This is a genomic window from Pseudomonas sp. NPDC077451 (assembly GCF_044543345.1).
GTDB lineage: Bacteria > Pseudomonadota > Gammaproteobacteria > Pseudomonadales > Pseudomonadaceae > Stutzerimonas.
Genome location: NZ_JBITVX010000005.1, coordinates 255,170 through 274,505, shown reverse-complemented (window position 1 = coordinate 274,505; position 19,336 = coordinate 255,170). Strand labels below are relative to the sequence as shown.

Sequence of the window (19,336 nt, the reverse complement as noted above, 5' to 3'; positions counted from 1 at the left end):
CCCACCCTACTAACTACTTCAACGCCGCCTCGGCATTCTCGATCGCCGCGAATTCCTCTTCCGGCGTACCTGCGACCAGATGGTGACGGCTGTAAAGCGCAAAGTAGGCGATGAAGACGCCATAGATCACCGCGGCGGCAATGACCACGCGCGGGTCGACGAGGAAGCCCGCCACCACCGCGATGCAGGCCAGCACCAGCGCGACGCCGGAAGTCAGTACGCCACCGGGCGTCTTGTATGGGCGATGCAGGTCCGGACGGCGCATCCGCAGGACGATATGCGAGGCCATCATCAGCACGTAGGAGATGGTTGCGCCGAACACCGCGACCAGAATCAGCAGATCGCCCTGGCCGGTGAGCGAGAGCAGGAAGCCGATCACGCCGGGGATAATCAAGGCCATAACCGGCGCCTTGTTCTTGTTAGTCAGCGACAGTCTGCGCGGCAGGTAGCCAGCCCGTGACAACGCGAAAATCTGCCGGGAGTAGGCGTAGATGATCGAGAAGAAGCTGGCGATGAGGCCGGCCAGCCCGACCAGATTGACGAAACCGCTCATCCAGGTGGACGACCCGTAGGCGGTGGTCAGCGCCTCGACCAGCGGATTGCCGGATTCCACGAGGGTGCTGGAGCCAGCCCCGCCAGGCCCGACCAACAGGATCAGCCCGGCAAAGGCCACCAGAATCAGCATGGCACCGATCAGCCCACGCGGCATGTCGCGCTGCGGGTTCTTGGTTTCCTCGGCGGCCAGCGGTACGCCCTCGACCGCAAGGAAGAACCATATTGCGTAAGGGATTGCTGCCCAGATGCCCACATAGCCATAGGGCAGGAAGTTGCTGGCGCCGGCGGCGGTGGTCGGCGCGATGTCGAGCAGTTTATCGACCGAGAAGTGCGGCACCATCGCGACGATAAACACCGCCAGTGCCAGCGCTGCGATTGCGGTAATGACGAACATCAGCTTCAGCGCCTCGCCGACGCCGAAGATATGGATGCCGATAAAGATGATGTAGAAGGCCAGGTAGATCGCCCAGCCGCCGATGCCGAACAGCGACTCGCAATAGGCGCCGATGAACACGGCGATGGCAGCTGGCGCAATGGCGTACTCGATGAGGATCGCCGTGCCGGTGAGAAAGCCACCCAGCGGGCCAAACGCGCTTCGCGCAAAACCATATCCGCCGCCCGCGGTGGGGATCATGGATGAAAGCTCAGCGAGCGAAAAACACATGCACAGGTACATGGTCGCCATCAGCAGTGTCGCGATGAATAGCCCGCCCCAGCCACCTTGCGCCAGGCCGAAGTTCCAGCCGGCGTAATCACCCGAAATCACGTAGGCAACGCCCAGCCCGACCAGCAGCACCCAACCTGCGGCGCCTTTCTTCAGTTCGCGTTCCTTGAAATAGGTACTGCCAACTGCTTCGAAGTCGATGGCGTGTGTCGCGGGTGTCGCACTGCTGTTTTCGAGAGCCATGGGATCATCCTCTGATGGGGTCGGGTACGGCTGAATCGTTAAAGCAAGCGCTGTGCCTTCGGGCTATATAGGGCGTCTCTGGGGTAATTCGGAAGGGATGAGCAGCCAGGGGCGCACCAGCCCGACGCCTTGCAGCGTGGGCGGGCACCTTTTCGGGGCTGCTAGAAGAAGCCCAGCGGGTTGATGTCGTAGCTGATCAACAGATTCTTGGTCTGCTGATAGCTGTCGAGGATCATCTTGTGCGTCTCACGACCGACACCGGACTTCTTGTAGCCGCCGAACGCCGCATGCGCCGGATAGAGGTGATAGCAGTTGGTCCACACACGCCCGGCCTTGATCGCCCGGCCCATGCGGTAGGCGCGGTTGATGTCACGAGTCCAGACGCCGGCGCCCAGGCCGTACTCGGTGTCGTTGGCGATGGCCAGCGCTTCGGCTTCATCCTTGAAGGTGGTGACGCCGATCACCGGGCCAAAGATCTCCTCCTGGAATACGCGCATCTTGTTAGTGCCCTTGAGCAGCGTCGGCTGGATGTAATAGCCGGTGGAGAGTGAACCTTCCAGCTTCTCCGCCGCGCCGCCGGTGAGCACCTCGGCGCCTTCCTGCTTGGCGATTTCCAGGTAGGACATGATTTTGTCGAACTGCTGCTGGCTGGCCTGGGCGCCGACCATGGTTTCGGTGTCCAGCGGATCGCCGCGCTTGATTTGCGAGACCTTCTTCATCACCGCTTCCATGAAGGGTGCGTAGATCGATTCCTGCACGAGCGCCCGTGACGGGCAGGTGCAGACTTCTCCCTGGTTGAAGAAGCCCAGCACCAAGCCCTCCGCGGCTTTCTCGATGAAGGTCGGCTCGGCCTGCATGATGTCTTCGAAGTAGATGTTGGGGCTCTTGCCGCCCAGCTCGACTGTACTCGGGATGATGCTCTCGGCGGCGCGCTTCATGATGTGCGAGCCCACCGGAGTAGAGCCGGTGAAGGCTATCTTGGCGATGCGCTTGCTGCTCGCCAGGGCTTCGCCGGCCTCCCGGCCATAGCCTTGCACGACATTGAGTACGCCCGGGGGCAGCAGGTCGCCGATCACTTCCATCAGCACGGCGATGCCCAGCGGTGTCTGCTCGGCGGGCTTTAAGACCACGCAGTTGCCCGCAGCCAATGCGGGGGCGAGCTTCCAGGCCGCCATCAGGATCGGAAAATTCCACGGGATGATCTGCCCGACAACGCCCAGCGGTTCGTGGAAATGGTATGCCGCAGTGTGTTCGTCGATCTCGGCGGCGGTGCCTTCCTGGGCGCGGATGCATCCGGCGAAATAGCGAAAGTGATCGGCGGCCAGCGGGATGTCCGCATTCAACGTTTCACGCACGGCCTTGCCGTTGTCCCAGGTTTCGGTGATGGCGAGCATCTCGAGGTTCTGCTCGATGCGATCTGCAATCTTCAGCAGGACCAACGAGCGCGCCTGCACGCTGGTCTTGCCCCAGGCGTCGGCTGCGGCGTGGGCGGCATCCAGAGCCTTTTCGATATCGGCGGCGTCAGAGCGCGGAAACTCGGCAATCGGCTGGCCGTTAACCGGCGACAGGTTGGTGAAGTATTGCCCGTTGGCCGGCTCGACGAACTCGCCGTTGATGAAGTTGCCATAGCGGGACTTGAAGGAAACGACAGCGCCTTCGCTGCCGGGATGGGCGTAACGCATGGTGAGTCTCCGGGGCTTGTAATTGTGTTGGGACTGCTGTCATCCAGCGTAGAACAAAGTCCGTTCGTCGGCTGGCGAGGCGACGTGCGGTGTACCGCTGGTCGGGCATTGGCAGCGCCGGCGCTGTGCTAATCTGCGCCGCAGTTTTCGGCGCCGACAGGCGCGGCTGTGCCGCCTGATCCGATTGCCCGGCGCGGCGTTTTTCAGAGGTCATTCATGCATATCCATATTCTCGGCATTTGCGGCACCTTTATGGGATCGCTGGCAGTGCTGGCCAAAGAGCTGGGCCACCGCGTCACCGGCTCGGACGCCAACGTCTACCCGCCCATGAGCACCCAACTTGAAGCCCAGGGCATTGAACTGACCCAGGGCTACGAGCCCAGTCAGCTCGAACCGGCGCCGGATCTGGTGGTGATCGGCAATGCGCTGTCGCGCGGCAACCCGGCGGTGGAATACGTACTCAACAAGGGTTTGCCCTATGTGTCCGGCCCGCAATGGTTGGCCGATCACGTGCTGCAGGGCCGCTGGGTGCTGGCCGCTGCAGGCACGCACGGCAAGACCACCACGAGCAGCATGCTGGCCTGGGTGCTGGAACACGCCGGCATGAGCCCGGGCTTTCTCATCGGCGGGGTGCCGCAGAACTTCGGCATCTCGGCGCGCCTGGGCGGTACGCCATTCTTCGTGGTTGAGGCCGACGAATACGACAGCGCCTTTTTCGACAAGCGCAGCAAGTTCGTCCATTACCGCCCGCGCACGGCGATCCTCAACAACCTGGAATTCGACCACGCGGACATCTTCCCGGACCTCGCGGCCATCGAACGGCAGTTCCACCATCTGGTGCGCACCGTCCCCAGTGAAGGCCTGGTCATCCATCCCGAGTCTGAAACAGCGCTCAAGCGCGTGATCGGCATGGGCTGCTGGACGCCAGTGCAGACCACCGGTGACGGCGGGCAATGGCAGGCGAACCTGCTGAGCGCTGACGGTTCACGCTTCGAGGTGATCTTCGAGGGTTCCGTGCAGGGCGTGGTCGACTGGGCGCTTACCGGCCTGCACAACGTCAACAACGCCCTGGCCACGCTTGCCGCGGCGCGGCATGTCGGCGTGCTACCGAAGCAAGGCGCCGAGGCGCTGAGCGAGTTTCTGAGCGTCAAGCGCCGCATGGAGAAGGTCGCTGAAGTCAACGGTGTGACCATCTACGACGATTTCGCCCATCACCCGACCGCCATCGCCACTACCCTCGACGGGTTGCGCAAGCAGGTGGGCGATACGCCGATCATTGCTGTGGTCGAGCCGCGCTCCAACTCCATGAAACTCGGCGCGCACCGCGAAGGCCTGGCTGAATCCGTGGCACTGGCGGATCAGGCCATCTGGTACGCACCGGCCAATCTCGGCTGGGATCTGGCCGCGACGGTCGCCAGCTCGCCCGTGCCGACCACGGTGTGCGACTCGCTTGAGGCGATCATTGCCAAGGTCAAGGCCGACGCTGTGCCGGGCACCCAGGTGGTGGTCATGAGCAACGGTGGTTTTGGTGGATTGCACGGCAAGTTGGCTGAAGCGCTGGCGTAAAGCTGTTTGGTGGGCTGAAGCCCACCCTACGGTGCTGATGCGATAGGTTTGATTGAAGTTGCGGCTCCATGCGGGCGGCGATTTTGTAGGGTGGGCTTCAGCCCACAAAAGGAAGCACGACCCAATTGCGCGGAGAGAACTACGAATGAGCGGCCCCGAACGCATCACTTTGGCCATGACCGGCGCTTCCGGCGCGCAATACGGCCTGCGCCTGCTCGACTGCCTGATCCAGGAAGACCGCGAGGTTCATTTTCTGATTTCCAAGGCGGCGCAACTGGTGATGGCAACCGAGACCGATGTCGTGCTGCCGGCCAAACCACAGGCCATGCAGGCGTTTCTCTCTGAATACACGGGCGCCGCGGCCGGGCAAATCCGTGTGTTCGCCAAAGAAGACTGGATGGCACCACCGGCATCCGGTTCAGGCGCACCGACTGCCATGGTGGTGGTGCCGTGCTCGACCGGCACCCTATCGGCAATCGCCACGGGCGCCTGCAACAACCTGATCGAGCGCGCTGCGGACGTGGCGCTCAAGGAGCGTCGTCAGCTGATTCTGGTGCCGCGTGAAGCGCCGTATTCGAGCATTCACCTTGAGAACATGCTCAAGCTGTCCAACCTCGGGGCCATCATCCTCCCGGCGTCGCCGGGCTTCTATCATCAGCCGCAGACCATCGACGATCTGGTCGATTTCGTCGTCGCGCGCGTCCTCAACCTGCTCAACATTCCGCAGGACATGCTTCCGCGCTGGGGCGAGCACCATATCGTCAGCGACGATTAAGCACGGCCGCACCTGCGTTCGCTCAACCCATGAGGAGGCGCCAATGAAACGATCGACTCTCCGGCTCGGCTCGACACTGGCGCTCGTCCTACTGCTTTCCGGTTGCGCCACGGTGCGCACCCTCAATGCTGCCAAACCCGGCGCGCCTGTCGTCTACTCCGGTACTCGTCTGGACTGGTACAGCCTCAACGGCGGTTGCTGTCCGCTGGACCGCTTCGGTGCCGAGCCACCCAGGCATGCAGCCATCGACCTGCCGGCCAGCGCGTTGCTCGACACCCTGCTGTTGCCCTTCGCTCTGGCTGCGGTGCTCGGCATCGGGCTTGGTGTCAGCGGCGGCCTCTGAAGTGCCAGAGGTGGCAGTTTGGTTGGGCTATTACTGATCTGAGTCCAGCGCGGCTGTTCTGAAGGGGGCATAGTCACCGGTAGCCAAAACGTGTGCGCTTGGTTGGCGATACAAGGAGAGCAGGGTGAAAGAGAAAGCCGGATTTCATGTCAGCTATTGGATGTTCGCCGTCCTGGCGTTTCTCGGCATCCAGTACCTGCTGACGGCACAGCAGGAAGTGGCGACGATCCCTTACAGCGAGTTCGAACAGCACCTCAAAGACGGGCGCATCGATGAGCTGGCGATCACCGAGCGGCGTATCGAAGGGTCGTTCAAGGAACCCTTGCCCAGCGGCCAGCGACGCTTCGTCAGCAATCGCGTCGAACCGCAGCTGGCCGAGCATCTGCAGCAATATCCGGTGCGCTACACCGGCAAGGTGGAAAGCACGCTGGTGCGGGACCTGTTGTCGTGGATCGTCCCGGCCGTGCTGTTCTTCGGCATCTGGCTGTTCCTCATGCGTCGCCTCGGCAGCGGGCTGGGTGGCGGCGGCATGATGCAGATCGGCAAGAGCAAGGCGCGAATCTACGTCGAGACCGACATGAAAGTGAGCTTCGCCGACGTGGCCGGCGTCGACGAGGCCAAGGACGAGCTGAAGGAAATCATCGAATTCCTGCGTGATCCGAAAACCTACGGCCGCCTCGGCGGACGCATGCCCAAGGGCGTATTGCTGGTCGGCCCGCCCGGCACCGGCAAGACGCTGCTGGCGCGAGCCGTGGCCGGTGAGGCAAGGGTGCCGTTCTACTCCATTTCTGGCTCAGAGTTCGTCGAGATGTTCGTCGGGGTCGGTGCCGCGCGAGTACGTGACCTGTTTGAACAGGCGAGGGCCCAGGCGCCGGCAATCATCTTCATTGATGAACTGGACGCCCTTGGCCGCGCTCGTGGCGCCGGGCCGATGTCCGGCGGGCACGACGAGAAGGAGCAGACGCTCAACCAATTGCTGGTGGAGATGGACGGTTTCGATACGTCCAGTGGGTTGGTCTTGCTGGCCGCCACCAACCGGCCGGAAATTCTCGACCCTGCCTTGCTACGTGCCGGCCGGTTCGACCGTCAGGTGCTGGTGGATCGGCCGGACAAGGTCGGGCGGGTGCAAATCCTCGAGGTGCACTTGAAAAAGGCGCGGCTGGACACCGATGTCGATCCCCAGGCCATCGCCGCGCTAACGCCAGGATTCACCGGCGCAGACCTGGCCAATCTGGTCAACGAGGCGACGCTGCTGGCGACTCGGCGCAATGCCGAGGCGGTGGCCATGACAGATTTCACCGCCGCCATTGAGCGCATCGTCGCCGGTCTGGAGAAGCGCAACCGTTTGCTGAACCCGCGCGAGCGCGAAATTGTCGCGTATCACGAGATGGGCCACGCACTGGTCGCCATGGCGCTGCCGGGTGTCGATCCGGTGCACAAGGTCTCGATCATCCCGCGCGGCATGGGCGCGCTGGGCTATACCATCCAGCGGCCCATCGAGGACCGCTTCCTGATGACCCGCGAGGAACTCGAAAACAAGATGGCCGTGCTGCTCGGCGGGCGCGCAGCGGAGTGGCTGGTGTTCGCCCACCTGTCCACCGGTGCGGCGGACGACCTGGCCAAGGTCACCGATATTGCCCGGGCCATGGTCACCCGCTACGGCATGTCCCGGCGGCTCGGGCACATGGTGTTGGAGCGCGAGCCCAATTCTTTCCTGGGCAACGAAGCGATGCTGGGCCTCAAGCCGCAGCATGATTACGCGGAAAGTACTGCCACGGCCATCGACGAGGAAGTACAAGAATTGGTGCAGGCATCCTTCCAACGCAGCCTGACGCTGCTCGAAGCGCGCCGAGAGCTGCTGGAGCGCAGTGCTCAGCGACTGCTGCAGCAGGAGACCCTGGACGGGGAGGCGTTGCTTGAATTGAGTGCCGCCACAGTGGTTGCTCCGGCGTAACCTGTGTGCCGGCTAATCCCCGGTATGCGGGTAAGCCGGAGGCCGTTGCTCATGCTGCGCCAGCGCCCATTGGACATGCTCACGCACCAGCTCAGAGGGGTCGTCGCGGCGCGCCTGCAGTGCTTCGAGTACCGGAATGCTCGACGGCGCGTTACCCAGCCCCACGGCGAGATTGCGCAGCCAGCTCTGATAGCCGGTGCGGCGCAAGGGCGAACCCTCGGTGCGGCTGAGAAACTCTTCTTCGGTCCAGCGGAACAGTGTTGCCAGCTCGGCGTTGTCCAGGCTGTGACGTGGCTGGAAGTCGGTCTGCTGGGTTGGCTTGGCGAAGCGATTCCAAGGGCAGACGATCTGGCAGTCATCGCAGCCGAACACGCGGTTACCGATCTTCGACCGTAGCTCGACGGGGATCGGACCTTTCAGCTCGATGGTCAGGTAGGAAATGCATTTGCGCGCATCCAGCACCCGTTCGCCGACGAACGCATCCGTTGGGCAAACGTCCAGACAGGCATGGCAACTGCCGCAGTGGTCGCGATCGGTTGGCTCGTCGACGGGGAGGGCGATGTCGACAAACAACTCGCCGAGAAAGAACCAACTGCCCGCCTTGCGGTTGAGAACCAGGGTGTTCTTGCCGATCCAGCCGAGGCCGGCCTGCTGCGCCACCGCCTTTTCCAACACCGGCGCGCTGTCGACAAAGGCGCGAAAGCCGAAGGGGCCGATCACGTGCTGGATGCGCTCGGCCAGCTGTTGCAGGCGTTTGCGGATCAGTTTGTGATAGTCCCGGCCTAGCGCGTAGCGCGACACATAGGCTTTTTCGGGCTGCGCCAGTTGCTCGGCCATGCGGGTGTCGCCGGGCAGGTAGTCCATGCGCAACGAGATCACCCTTAACGTGCCTGGCACCAGTTGCTCCGGGTGGGAACGTTTGCTGCCATGGGCAGCCATATAGTCCATCTCGCCTTGATAGCCCGCCGCTAGCCAGCGCTCGAGGTGCGCTTCATGCTCGCCCAGATCAACGCCAGTAATGCCGACCTGCTGAAAGCCAAGCTCGCGGCCCCACTCCTTGATGGAGTCGGCAAGAGCGGCTGGGTCGAGGGTGGTACTGGACATGGCGTAGAGTCGTCGGCGTTGCGGCAATGTAATGGCGGGCTGCTGCGGTTTTGGCCTGGCGAACCGGCAGCTGTTGAACCCACCGCGCGGCTCGCTCTCGGGCGGCAATCTTTTCTATCAATCCGCCGCCGACTCGCCACGGGCGGCCGGGCAGGCGCATGCGTATAATTCTGCCAGATATTCGCACGGGTGATTCATGTCCCAGACCACCGATACACTTCCCAGTCGTCTCTACTCTGCCGCTCAGGTGCGTGAGCTCGACGCCCGGCTGATCGCGGCGGGGACGCCTGGCTTCGACCTTATGCAGCGTGCTGCCCATGCCGCTTGGCGCGCACTGCGCCGACGTTGGCCGGACGTTGAGGAAATCACCGTGTTGGCCGGGCGCGGTAACAACGCCGGCGATGGATATCTGATCGCAGCGTTGGCGCAGCGTGCCGGTCGTCAGGTTCGGGTCATTGCGGTCGGCGATCCTCTGCAATTGCAGGGCGATGCCGCACAGGCCCTTGCTGAAGCTCGGGCAGCCGGCGTCAGCGTGATGCCTTGGACGTCCGGTGCCGATCTGCGCGGTGTGCTGGTTGATGCGCTGCTAGGCACTGGGATCACCGGAGAGGTTCGCGAACCCTACGCGAGCGTCATTCGCGCAATGAACGAAAGCGTGCTGCCAATCCTTGCGGTCGACCTACCGTCGGGGCTGTGTGCTGACACGGGGCATCTGCTCGGGGAGGTTGTGCGGGCCGAGCTGACTGTGACCTTCATTGGTCTCAAACTCGGTCTGTTTACCGGTCAGGGTCCGGATCGAATCGGAACGCTGATATTCGATGACCTGCAGGCCGATGCGCAGGTCATCGCCCAGATCGAGCCGTCCGCCCTGCGCTTGTGCGAGGCGAACTTGCCGACCCTCGCACCCCGCTCGCCAACTGCTCATAAAGGAAGCTTTGGTCAGGTGCTGGTCATCGGCGGCGATCTCGGCACTGGCGGCGCCGCGTTGCTCAGTGCCGAAGCTGCACTGCGCTGTGGTGCCGGCATGGTGACCCTGGCGACACGCCCGGAACATGTCACTGCCTCGCTGGTGCGGCGCCCGGAAATCATGTGCAGCGGCGTCGAGTCGACTTATGCATTGACGGCGCTGGTCCAACGGGCCGATGTACTGGTGATCGGACCAGGCCTGGGGCAGGCCCCCTGGGGACGCAGCTTGCTGTCGCTGGCACCGCAATGTCACGTGCCACAGGTGTGGGACGCCGATGCGTTGAATCTGCTAGCGGCCGGCGCGGTGGACCTTCCTAGCGATTGCTTACTCACACCGCATCCCGGTGAGGCCGCGCGATTGTTGGAAATCTCCGTGGCCGAGGTGCAGGCCGATCGACCAGCCGCAGCGCGCGCTCTTGCTGCACGCTTCGGCTGTGCCGTACTGCTCAAGGGCGCTGGAACCCTGATCGCCGACCGCGACGGCCGGCTTGCACTGTGTGATCGCGGGCATCCGGCTATGGCCAGCGCGGGGCTCGGCGATGTGTTGGCGGGTGTGGCTGGTGCATTGCTGGCGCAGGGGCTGGCGCCTTTCGAGGCGGCCTGTCTTGCTGTCTGGCTGCATGCGGTGGCGGGTGAGCGTCTTGGTGCCGCAGGCCGAGGGCTGGTTGCCGCCGATCTGATTCCGATGGTCCGCCAGATACTCGAGGAGCATTCGCCATGTCTGACGTAACGCTGTTTGCTGCCGACGAAGACGCCATGCTGTTGCTGGGCGCGCGCATCGCTCAGGCAACCGGCGGTCGGGGCGTGATTTATCTGCACGGCGACCTCGGCGCCGGCAAGACCACACTGTCGCGCGGGTTGATTCGCGGGCTTGGGCATGAGGGCAAGGTCAAGAGCCCGACCTTTACCCTGGTCGAGCCCTATGAAACCCCGGCTGCACGAGTGTTCCATTTCGACCTTTACCGTCTTGTCGATCCGGAGGAACTGGAATTTCTCGGCATTCGCGACTATTTCGAAGGAGACGCTCTGTGCCTGGTAGAGTGGCCGGAACGTGGCGCCGGCATTTTGCCAAAGGCTGACCTGGACATTACCATTACGCCGCACGGGGCCGGTCGTATGCTGCGCCTGACGCCACGAGGCGAGCGCGGTGAAGGCTGGTGTTCCATCCTGACCGTTGGCAATCAATGAACATCATGGGGTTGGGTATGCGCATGCGCGCGCTGGTTAGTGGTTTGGCATTGATGCTCGCGGCCATGCAGGTCCTGGCGGCTTCCGACGTCCAGAGCGTGCGTCTGTGGCGAGCGCCTGACAACACGCGGTTGGTCTTTGACCTGTCCGGTCCGGTCCAGCACAAGGTGTTCACTCTGACGGCTCCGGATCGCATCGTCATCGATGTCGACGGCGCCAATCTGGCCAAGCCATTCGATCAACTGCCGCTGCAGAACACGCCCATTTCTGGATTGCGCGCAGCGAAATACGACGCCGACACCTTGCGGGTGGTCATCGACTTGAGCTCCGAGGTTTCGCCAAAGAGCTTTACGCTCACGCCGAACCAGCAATACGGCCATCGGTTGGTTGTCGACCTGTTCGACAATGCCGCCGATGCGGCAGCGGCATCCACTGCCAACGTTCCGGCGACCGCCACGCCGAGTACCCCGACTGCACCCGTATCGCCGACCCTGTCGGCGATCAAGTTGCCTCCACTGCCAAGCAGCAAGCGCGATATCGTCGTGGCGATCGACGCGGGGCACGGCGGAGAAGATCCGGGCGCCATCGGTCCGGGCAAGATATACGAAAAAACCGTCGTGCTGGCTCTTGCCAAAGAGCTGCAGCGCCAGATCAACGCCGACAAGGGCTTTCGCGCGGAGTTGGTGCGCACCGGTGATTACTTTATTCCCTTGCGTAAACGCACCGAGATTGCCCGCAAGAAGGGCGCAGACCTGTTCGTCTCCATTCATGCCGATGCGGCGCCGCGGTCGTCAGCCTATGGTGCTTCGGTGTTTGCATTGTCGGATCGCGGCGCGACGTCGGAGACTGCGCGGTGGCTGGCCGACAGCGAAAACCGGTCTGACCTGATTGGCGGCGCCGGCAATGTAAGCCTCGGCGACAAGGACCAGATGCTAGCCGGTGTGTTGCTGGACCTGTCGATGACTGCCTCGTTGTCTTCCAGTCTCAACGTCGGACAAAAGGTGCTGAGCAACATGGGCCGAATCACGCCTCTGCACAAACGCCGCGTTGAGCAGGCCGGGTTCATGGTGCTGAAATCACCCGACATCCCTTCGATCCTGGTGGAAACCGGGTTTATTTCCAATCCATCCGAGGCGCGCAAACTACAGACTGCGGCTCATCAGCAGGCGCTCGCGCGTTCCATTCATAGTGGGGTGCGACAGTTCTTCCATGAAAATCCCCCGCCCGGCACCTACGTTGCCTGGATGCGCGACTCCGGCAAGATTGCCAGCGTGGCTCGCGAGCATGTCGTCCGTTCTGGCGAAAGCCTGGCGCTGCTTGCCGAGCGCTATCAGATCAGTCTGCCTGCGTTGCGCAGCGCCAATAGCTTGAAAAGCGACGTAATCAAAGTTGGCCAAACGCTGAATATTCCCGCTACCACGCTGGCCTCGCAGCCATGATCGAGGCTGCGCGCATCCAGCTGCTGAGTCCGCGGCTGGCGAACCAGATTGCTGCGGGTGAAGTGGTCGAGCGGCCAGCTTCGGTGATCAAGGAGCTGCTGGAAAACAGCCTCGACTCCGGTGCCACCCGTATTGAAGTGGACGTTGAACAAGGCGGGATAAAGCTGCTGCGGGTGCGCGACGATGGTTGTGGTATTCCAGCCGATGACTTGCCGCTGGCCCTGGCTCGGCATGCGACCAGCAAGATCCGTGACCTGGAAGACCTTGAGCGTGTCATGAGCCTGGGTTTTCGAGGCGAAGCGCTGGCGTCGATCAGTTCGGTCTCCCGATTAACGCTGACGTCGCGTACGGCTGATGCTGCCGAAGCCTGGCAGGTCGAGACCGAAGGTCGGGACATGGAGGCGCGCGTTCAGCCGGCTGCCCATCCGGTCGGAACCTCGGTCGAGGTGCGCGACCTGTTCTTCAACACGCCTGCACGTCGTAAGTTCTTGCGCACTGAAAAGACTGAGTTCGACCACTTGCAGGAAGTGATCAAGCGGCTGGCACTGGCGCGGTTCGATGTCGCGTTCCATCTTCGCCACAACGGGAAGGTGGTGCTTGCGCTGCATCCGGCCAGTGATCCTGCGTCTCGGGGGCGCCGCGTCGCGTCGGTGTGCGGCCCCGCCTTTCTGGAACAGGCGTTGCCGGTCGAGATTGAGCGCACCGGTCTGCATCTTTGGGGCTGGGTCGGTTTGCCGACGTTTTCCCGTAGCCAGGCGGATCTGCAATATTTCTATGTGAATGGACGCATGGTGCGCGACAAGCTGGTCGCCCATGCAGTGCGGCAGGCTTACCGCGACGTATTGTTCAATGGTCGACACCCGACCTTCGTGTTGTTCCTCGATGTGGACCCAGCAGTGGTGGACGTCAACGTCCATCCGACCAAGCATGAGGTTCGCTTTCGCGACAATCGCATGGTGCATGATTTCCTCTACGGCACCTTGCACCGCGCGCTCGGTGATGTCCGTCCCGAGGATCAGCTGACCGCGCCAGCCAGCGTGGCGCCGGTAACCACGGTCTCTGGTCGTGATGCTGGAGAATTCGCCGGACAGAACGAAATGAGCCTCGCTGCCAGCGCGCTGGATCAGCCAGCGGCAGCACAGCCTGCCTGGCGCGGTGCCGGCGCTGGCTATCAGGCGCCTCGGCCGATGCCGACTGGCAGCGTTGCAGAAGCGCAGGGTGCCTACCGTGAGTTTTTCTCGCCATTGGCAGAAACGACTGCTGCGGCCCTGCCGGAAAGTCAGGATGACGTGCCGCCGCTTGGCTACGCACTGGCTCAGCTCAAGGGTATCTACATTCTCGCCGAAAATGCTCAAGGTCTGGTCTTGGTGGACATGCACGCCGCCCACGAGCGGATCATGTATGAGCGACTGAAAACCGCAATGGCCAGCGAAGGTCTGCGTGGTCAACCGTTACTGGTACCGGAATCGATCGCCGTCAGTCAGCGCGAAGCAGATTGTGCCGAAGAGCATGCGCAGTGGTTCCAGAGGCTTGGTTTTGAGCTGCAGCGGCTGGGGCCCGAGAGTCTGGCGATCCGCCAGATCCCCTCCCTGCTCAAGCAGGCCGAAGCGACCCGGTTGGTGCAGGACGTGCTGGCCGACCTGCTTGAGTACGGCACTAGCGACCGTATTCAGGCGCATCTCAACGAGCTGCTTGGAACCATGGCATGCCACGGCGCGGTGCGTGCAAACCGACGCCTTACCGTGCCGGAGATGAACGGCCTATTGCGCGACATGGAGCAGACCGAGCGCAGTGGCCAGTGCAATCACGGTCGTCCGACCTGGACCCAACTGGGCATGGCCGACCTGGATAAGCTCTTCCTCCGAGGGCGATAGCTGGTGTGCTCGGTTCGCCGGGTTCAGTCATTGTCCGCGAAACATTTCTTCGAGCATCCGATGCCACGATTACCTCCCGCCATCTTTCTTATGGGTCCGACCGCCGCCGGCAAGACTGACCTCGCTATCGAGCTGGCTCGAGCCTTGCCGTGTGACCTGATCAGTGTCGATTCCGCCTTGGTTTACCGTGACATGGACATCGGCACTGCCAAGCCTTCCCCTGAGCTGTTGGATGCCTTCCCGCATCGTTTAATCGATATCAGAGACCCTGTGCAGAGCTACTCGGCTGCTGAGTTTGTGGCTGACGCCCTGGCGGCGATGGCGCAGAGCACCGAAGCAGGACGCGTTCCGCTGCTCGTAGGCGGCACCATGTTGTATTTCAAGGCGTTGCTCGAAGGGTTGGCGGATATGCCGGCCGCTGATGCTGAGCTGCGTGCGGCGCTCGAAGCACAAGTGCAGGCGGAAGGCGCGGCGGCGCTGCATCGCCAGCTCAGCGAGGTCGATCCTGTATCAGCCGCTCGGATCCACCCTAACGATCCGCAGCGTCTCATCAGGGCGCTTGAAGTCTATCGGGTCAGTGGCATCAGCATGACCGAGCACCGCTCCCGGCAAACCGCTCAAAAAGCCGGAGCCGGCACGCCAGACAGCCGCGTCTTGCCTTATACTGTTGCGCAGTTGTCCATAGCGCCTGCGCAACGGCAGGTGCTGCACCAACGTATCGAGCGGCGTTTCGTTCAGATGGTTGAACAGGGCTTTGTCGCAGAGGTCGAATCTCTTCGCAGGCGCCAAGATCTGCATGCGGAGCTGCCGTCCATGCGAGCGGTTGGCTATCGTCAGGTCTGGCGTTATTTGGACGGTGAGTACTCTGCGCAGGAAATGGTTGAGCGCGGTGTGATCGCTACACGGCAACTGGCCAAGCGTCAGCTCACTTGGTTGAGGGGATGGGAGGGGGTTCACTGGCTGGAAAGTTCGGCCTGTGACAATCTGCCGCGAGCATTGAAATACTTGGATAGGCTCGCCATATTGAGCTGACACTGCTATTTGACCGGCTATTCTCAATCATTGATCGGCCGTGTTCGATTTCGAATAATTAATGAAAAGATCCTTTAAGGAGTGCGGCACATGTCAAAAGGGCATTCGCTACAAGACCCTTACCTGAACACCCTGCGTAAGGAGCGCGTTCCGGTTTCGATCTACTTGGTCAACGGTATCAAGCTTCAGGGCCAGATCGAGTCATTCGATCAATTCGTCATTCTGTTGAAGAACACGGTTAGTCAGATGGTTTACAAGCATGCCATCTCGACTGTCGTTCCTGGCCGTCCGGTGCGCCTGCCTGTTGCTGGCGACGCTGAACAGTCTGAGTCGGGTAACGAATAAAGGGAGCTTTCATTGTTCTTCGAACGTCCCGGTGGTGGTGAGCGGGCTATCCTGGTTCATCTGGATGCTCAGGATCCAGCGGCGCGTGAAGACCCCCAAGAGTTTCGTGAGCTGGCGCGGTCAGCTGGCGCCGAAACAGTTGGTTTCGTCAATGTTGCCAGGCACCAACCTTCCGCCAAGTTTCTGATCGGCAGCGGCAAAGTTGAAGAGCTGCATGACCTTGTCAAGGACGGCGAGGTCGAGCTGGTCATTTTCAATCACACCCTGACGCCCAGCCAAGAGCGCAACCTCGAGCGAGCGCTTGAATGTCGTGTGCTTGATCGGACCGGCCTGATTCTGGATATCTTTGCTCAGCGCGCGCGCACGCACGAAGGCAAGTTGCAGGTTGAGCTAGCTCAGCTGGATCACATGAGCACCCGGCTGGTGCGGGGCTGGACTCACCTTGAGCGGCAAAAGGGCGGTATAGGCTTGCGCGGCCCGGGCGAGACACAGCTTGAAACTGACAGGCGCTTGCTGCGTGTGCGTATTCGCCAGATCAAGCAGCGGCTGGAAAAGGTTCGTAGTCAGCGTGAGCAGGCTCGCCGGGGCCGCCGACGTGCTGATATTCCGCTTATATCCCTGGTGGGCTATACCAACGCTGGCAAGTCTACCCTTTTCAATGCTTTGACCGAATCCGAGGTTTACGCTGCTAACCAGCTTTTCGCTACGCTGGATCCAACCCTGCGTCGTCTGGCGTTGGATGATCTGGGGCCGGTGGTGATTGCTGATACGGTGGGCTTCATTCGTCATTTGCCGCACAAACTGGTCGAATCGTTCCGTGCCACACTCGAAGAGTCGAGCAACGCTGATCTGCTGCTGCATGTCATCGATGCTCACGAGCCTGAGCGCGATCAGCAGATAGAGCAGGTACTGGCGGTGCTGACCGAAATCGGCGCGCATGAGCTGCCGATATTGGAGGTCTACAACAAGGTGGATCTGCTTGAAGGCATCGAGCCGCAGATCCAGCGCGATGCTGATGGCGTACCGCAGCGGGTCTGGGTCTCGGCACAGCAAGGGTTGGGCTTGGATCTGTTGAAGCAGGCCATTGCCGAACTGCTCGGTAACGATCTCTTCGTTGGGACGCTTCGGTTGCCGCAGCAGCTTGGGCGCATGCGTGCGCAGTTGTTCGATCTAGGGGCGGTGCAGTCCGAGGTCCATGATGACGACGGTGTCAGTCTGCTTGATGTGCGTTTGCAGCGTGTCGAACTGCATCGTCTTATCAGCCGCGCGGGCCTTGAGACGGAGCAGTTTTTCGAGCAACACACTTTGCAATAAAGCTCGGGGGGCTTTTAAGCCGTTCGTTCCGGGCTTTCGGTAGCATTGGTGGACGCGCCGCTGGCGCGTCTTTAGCTTTATTTGAATGGAGAGCGCTATGGCTTGGAATGAGCCGGGTGGCAACTCGAACAACCAGGATCCCTGGGGTAGCGGTGGCGGCGGTGGTCGTCGCGGCGGTGGCGGTGGCGATCAGAAAGGTCCGCCGGACCTGGATGAGGCTTTCCGTAAATTGCAGGACAGCCTCAATGGCATGTTCGGCGGCAAGAAGCGCAGTGGCGGGTCCTCGGGTGGCGGTGCTGGTCGCCGTGGCGGGTTTGCGCTGGTCTGGATTGGTCTGGTGGTGTTGCTGGCCGTCTGGCTGTTCAATGCTATCTATATCGTGGATGAGCAAGAGCAGGCCGTGGTTTTGCGCTTCGGCAAGTATCACGAGACCGTGGGTCCAGGTCTGAATATCTATTTCCCGCCGTTTGATAAGAAGTTCCAGGCAAACGTCACACGGGAACGCTCTTACAGCAAACAAGGGCAGATGCTTACCGAGGATGAGAACATCATTGAAGTGCCTCTGACCGTGCAATACAAAGTCAGTGATCTTCAAGCATTTGTCCTGAATGTCGAAGATCCGGAAGCGTCCTTGCAGCATGCGACTGACAGTGCTGTACGTCACGTAGTCGGCTCGACGGCGATGGATCAGGTCCTGACCGAGGGGCGTGAGGCGATGGCGGCTGAGGTCAAGGAGCGCCTGCAGCGGTTTCTTGACAACTACGGTACGGGCATCATCGTGACTCAGGTGAACCTGCAAAGCGCAGCTGCGCCGCGCGAGGTGCAGGAAGCGTTTGATGACGTTATCCGTGCCCGAGAGGATGAGCAGCGCGAGAAGAATCAGGCCGAGTCTTACGCCAACGGAGTGATCCCTGAGGCGCGCGGTCAGGCTCAGCGCATGCTGGAGGAAGCCAGTGGTTACCGTGACGCGGTGATCTCACGCGCCCAGGGTGAGGCGGATCGCTTCTCCAAGCTGGTGGCTGAGTATCGGAAGGCGCCAGACGTGACGCGTGAGCGCCTGTATCTGGAAACCATGCAAGAGCTTATGAGCAATACCAGCAAGGTGCTCGTTACCGGCGATCAGGGTCAAAACAACCTGCTCTATCTGCCGCTCGATAAGATGATCAATGGTCGCGGTGCTGCTTCTGGGCAGTCCCCTGCGACGTCTGCGTCAGGCGCTTCGACGCAGACTACGAGGCTGCCTCCGGAGCTGGATCCGCGTGAAGTGCGTACAAGGGAGGTCCGCTAATGAGCAATAAATCCCTGACCGCACTCATTGTGGGTGTGGTGCTGGCGATCGTGGCGTGGAACAGCTTCTACATCGTGTCCCAGACAGAGCGAGCGGTATTACTGCGATTCGGTCGTATCGTTGAGCCCGACGTAAAGCCGGGCATGCACCTGAAAATCCCTTACGTCAACAGCGTGCGCAAGTTCGATGCGCGTCTGATGACGCTGGATACTACGACGTCGCGCTTCCTGACGCTGGAGAAGAAAGCGTTGATGGTTGACTCCTACGCCAAATGGCGTGTTGACGATGCCGAGCGTTTTTATACCGCGACTTCAGGCATGAAGCAGATTGCAGATGAGCGCCTCGCGCGTCGTCTCGAAGCCGCACTGCGAGACCAGTTCGGTAAGCGGACCTTGCACGAGTCGGTGTCTGGCCAGCGCGACGAGCTGATGAGTCTGGTGACCAACAGCCTGAATCGTGCTGCGCAGCAGGAGCTCGGGATTGAGGTGGTGGATGTCCGAGTCAAGGGCATTGATCTCCCGCGCGAAGTGAACCGTAGCGTGTTCGAGCGGATGAGCTCTGAGCGTGAACGTGAAGCACGGGAGCATCGCGCTAAAGGTAAGGAGCTGGCTGAAGGTATTCGTGCCGATGCTGATCGGCAGCGGCGAGTGCTATTGGCTGAGGCGTTCCGTGAGGCCGAAGAGTTGCGCGGTGACGGCGATGCGCAGGCGGCAGCCATCTATGCTGCAGCGTACGGGCAGGATCGGGAATTCTATTCCTTCCATCGCAGCCTCCAAGCCTACCGAGAGAGCTTCGCCAACAAGGAAGATGTTCTGGTGCTAGATCCCAATAGCGATTTCTTCCGTTATCTGGAATCCGCAACAGCGCAGTGACTGCTGAAGGGTTGTCGGGCGGGCTGAGTGCAGTCCGCCGGGTGACCCGTTGGCGAAACGTTGTTATGATCCGTGAGCCGGGAAAAGCCCGGCTTTTTTGCGTCTGCGCCCCGGCGGTAGCAGGCTGATCCG

At 61.6% G+C, this 19,336-nt stretch carries 16 protein-coding genes; 13 read left to right on the top strand and 3 right to left on the bottom strand.

From position 1 onward, the window contains the following. Positions 1–13 precede the first annotated feature (13 nt). Positions 14–1,462 carry an ethanolamine permease gene (gene eat / locus ACIGHL_RS11145; RefSeq protein WP_128120162.1) on the bottom strand — a complete coding sequence of 483 codons (1,449 nt, stop codon included), beginning with the start codon at positions 1,460–1,462 and terminating at the stop codon, positions 14–16. Between the two features lie 161 nt (positions 1,463–1,623). Further along, entirely contained in the window at positions 1,624–3,144 is a 1,521-nt protein-coding gene (gene exaC / locus ACIGHL_RS11140; protein ID WP_128120161.1) for an acetaldehyde dehydrogenase ExaC, read from the bottom strand. 216 nt (positions 3,145–3,360) lie between these two features. Between exaC and mpl the strand changes: the two genes are divergently transcribed. The 4 genes from mpl to ftsH all read left to right on the top strand — a co-directional run bounded on the left by mpl (position 3,361) and on the right by ftsH (position 7,782). Further along, positions 3,361–4,710 (top strand): UDP-N-acetylmuramate:L-alanyl-gamma-D-glutamyl-meso-diaminopimelate ligase, encoded by a 1,350-nt coding sequence (gene mpl, locus ACIGHL_RS11135; protein ID WP_216707176.1) that lies wholly within the window; start codon positions 3,361–3,363, stop codon positions 4,708–4,710. Between the two features lie 145 nt (positions 4,711–4,855). After that, the gene (gene ubiX, locus ACIGHL_RS11130) at positions 4,856–5,485 is read left to right on the top strand and encodes a flavin prenyltransferase UbiX (RefSeq protein ID WP_128120160.1); all 630 of its coding nucleotides are present in this window, start codon (positions 4,856–4,858) and stop codon (positions 5,483–5,485) included. 43 nt (positions 5,486–5,528) lie between these two features. Further along, the gene (locus ACIGHL_RS11125) at positions 5,529–5,828 is read left to right on the top strand and encodes a YceK/YidQ family lipoprotein (RefSeq protein ID WP_216707177.1); all 300 of its coding nucleotides are present in this window, start codon (positions 5,529–5,531) and stop codon (positions 5,826–5,828) included. Positions 5,829–5,952: 124 nt separating this feature from the next. Beyond that, positions 5,953–7,782, top strand: a complete 1,830-nt coding sequence (gene ftsH / locus ACIGHL_RS11120) for an ATP-dependent zinc metalloprotease FtsH (protein WP_128120159.1) — start codon at positions 5,953–5,955, stop codon at positions 7,780–7,782. Positions 7,783–7,794: 12 nt separating this feature from the next. On the opposite strand, the gene queG is transcribed toward ftsH, so the two are convergent. Then, on the bottom strand, positions 7,795–8,886 hold the full coding sequence (gene queG, locus ACIGHL_RS11115; RefSeq protein ID WP_128120158.1) for a tRNA epoxyqueuosine(34) reductase QueG: 1,092 nt from the start codon (positions 8,884–8,886) through the stop codon (positions 7,795–7,797). 196 nt (positions 8,887–9,082) lie between these two features. Between queG and ACIGHL_RS11110 the strand changes: the two genes are divergently transcribed. The 9 genes from ACIGHL_RS11110 (at position 9,083) to hflC (ending at position 19,204) form a co-directional block, all read left to right on the top strand. Then, positions 9,083–10,582, top strand: a complete 1,500-nt coding sequence (locus tag ACIGHL_RS11110; RefSeq protein ID WP_128120157.1) for an NAD(P)H-hydrate dehydratase — start codon at positions 9,083–9,085, stop codon at positions 10,580–10,582. Beyond that, positions 10,570–11,040, top strand: a complete 471-nt coding sequence (gene tsaE / locus ACIGHL_RS11105; RefSeq protein WP_045424402.1) for a tRNA (adenosine(37)-N6)-threonylcarbamoyltransferase complex ATPase subunit type 1 TsaE — start codon at positions 10,570–10,572, stop codon at positions 11,038–11,040. Before ACIGHL_RS11110 ends, tsaE begins: the two co-directional genes overlap by 13 nt. Positions 11,041–11,057: 17 nt before the next feature. After that, on the top strand, positions 11,058–12,479 hold the full coding sequence (locus ACIGHL_RS11100) for an N-acetylmuramoyl-L-alanine amidase (RefSeq protein WP_128120177.1): 1,422 nt from the start codon (positions 11,058–11,060) through the stop codon (positions 12,477–12,479). Then, positions 12,476–14,353, top strand: coding sequence for a DNA mismatch repair endonuclease MutL (gene mutL / locus ACIGHL_RS11095; RefSeq protein ID WP_128120156.1), 1,878 nt, complete (start codon positions 12,476–12,478; stop codon positions 14,351–14,353). The genes ACIGHL_RS11100 and mutL overlap by 4 nt, the downstream gene beginning before the upstream one ends. Before the next feature lie 60 nt (positions 14,354–14,413). Beyond that, positions 14,414–15,385, top strand: a complete 972-nt coding sequence (gene miaA, locus ACIGHL_RS11090; protein ID WP_128120155.1) for a tRNA (adenosine(37)-N6)-dimethylallyltransferase MiaA — start codon at positions 14,414–14,416, stop codon at positions 15,383–15,385. 90 nt (positions 15,386–15,475) lie between these two features. Next, positions 15,476–15,730 (top strand): RNA chaperone Hfq, encoded by a 255-nt coding sequence (gene hfq / locus ACIGHL_RS11085; RefSeq protein ID WP_128120154.1) that lies wholly within the window; start codon positions 15,476–15,478, stop codon positions 15,728–15,730. Positions 15,731–15,742: 12 nt separating this feature from the next. Next, positions 15,743–17,044 carry a ribosome rescue GTPase HflX gene (hflX, locus tag ACIGHL_RS11080; RefSeq protein ID WP_216707178.1) on the top strand — a complete coding sequence of 434 codons (1,302 nt, stop codon included), beginning with the start codon at positions 15,743–15,745 and terminating at the stop codon, positions 17,042–17,044. A gap of 97 nt (positions 17,045–17,141) precedes the next feature. Further along, positions 17,142–18,332: an FtsH protease activity modulator HflK gene (gene hflK, locus ACIGHL_RS11075; protein ID WP_128120152.1), complete on the top strand. Its 1,191-nt coding sequence runs from the start codon at positions 17,142–17,144 to the stop codon at positions 18,330–18,332. Next, positions 18,332–19,204 carry a protease modulator HflC gene (gene hflC / locus ACIGHL_RS11070; RefSeq protein WP_046163172.1) on the top strand — a complete coding sequence of 291 codons (873 nt, stop codon included), beginning with the start codon at positions 18,332–18,334 and terminating at the stop codon, positions 19,202–19,204. The genes hflK and hflC overlap by 1 nt, the downstream gene beginning before the upstream one ends. Positions 19,205–19,336 lie beyond the last annotated feature (132 nt).

Excerpts from the sequence above, each read along its gene's own strand:
- mpl (WP_216707176.1), top strand. The coding sequence starts at position 3,361 with ATGCATATCCATATTCTCGGCATTTGCGGCACCTTTATGGGATCGCTG.
- tsaE (WP_045424402.1), top strand. The coding sequence starts at position 10,570 with ATGTCTGACGTAACGCTGTTTGCTGCCGACGAAGACGCCATGCTGTTG.
- ACIGHL_RS11110 (WP_128120157.1), top strand. The coding sequence starts at position 9,083 with ATGTCCCAGACCACCGATACACTTCCCAGTCGTCTCTACTCTGCCGCT.
- hflC (WP_046163172.1), top strand. The coding sequence starts at position 18,332 with ATGAGCAATAAATCCCTGACCGCACTCATTGTGGGTGTGGTGCTGGCG.
- miaA (WP_128120155.1), top strand. The coding sequence starts at position 14,414 with ATGCCACGATTACCTCCCGCCATCTTTCTTATGGGTCCGACCGCCGCC.
- ubiX (WP_128120160.1), top strand. The coding sequence starts at position 4,856 with ATGAGCGGCCCCGAACGCATCACTTTGGCCATGACCGGCGCTTCCGGC.
- ACIGHL_RS11100 (WP_128120177.1), top strand. The coding sequence starts at position 11,058 with ATGCGCATGCGCGCGCTGGTTAGTGGTTTGGCATTGATGCTCGCGGCC.
- ACIGHL_RS11125 (WP_216707177.1), top strand. The coding sequence starts at position 5,529 with ATGAAACGATCGACTCTCCGGCTCGGCTCGACACTGGCGCTCGTCCTA.
- hflK (WP_128120152.1), top strand. The coding sequence starts at position 17,142 with ATGGCTTGGAATGAGCCGGGTGGCAACTCGAACAACCAGGATCCCTGG.
- mutL (WP_128120156.1), top strand. The coding sequence starts at position 12,476 with ATGATCGAGGCTGCGCGCATCCAGCTGCTGAGTCCGCGGCTGGCGAAC.
- eat (WP_128120162.1), bottom strand. The coding sequence starts at position 1,462 with ATGGCTCTCGAAAACAGCAGTGCGACACCCGCGACACACGCCATCGAC.
- hfq (WP_128120154.1), top strand. The coding sequence starts at position 15,476 with ATGTCAAAAGGGCATTCGCTACAAGACCCTTACCTGAACACCCTGCGT.
- queG (WP_128120158.1), bottom strand. The coding sequence starts at position 8,886 with ATGTCCAGTACCACCCTCGACCCAGCCGCTCTTGCCGACTCCATCAAG.
- exaC (WP_128120161.1), bottom strand. The coding sequence starts at position 3,144 with ATGCGTTACGCCCATCCCGGCAGCGAAGGCGCTGTCGTTTCCTTCAAG.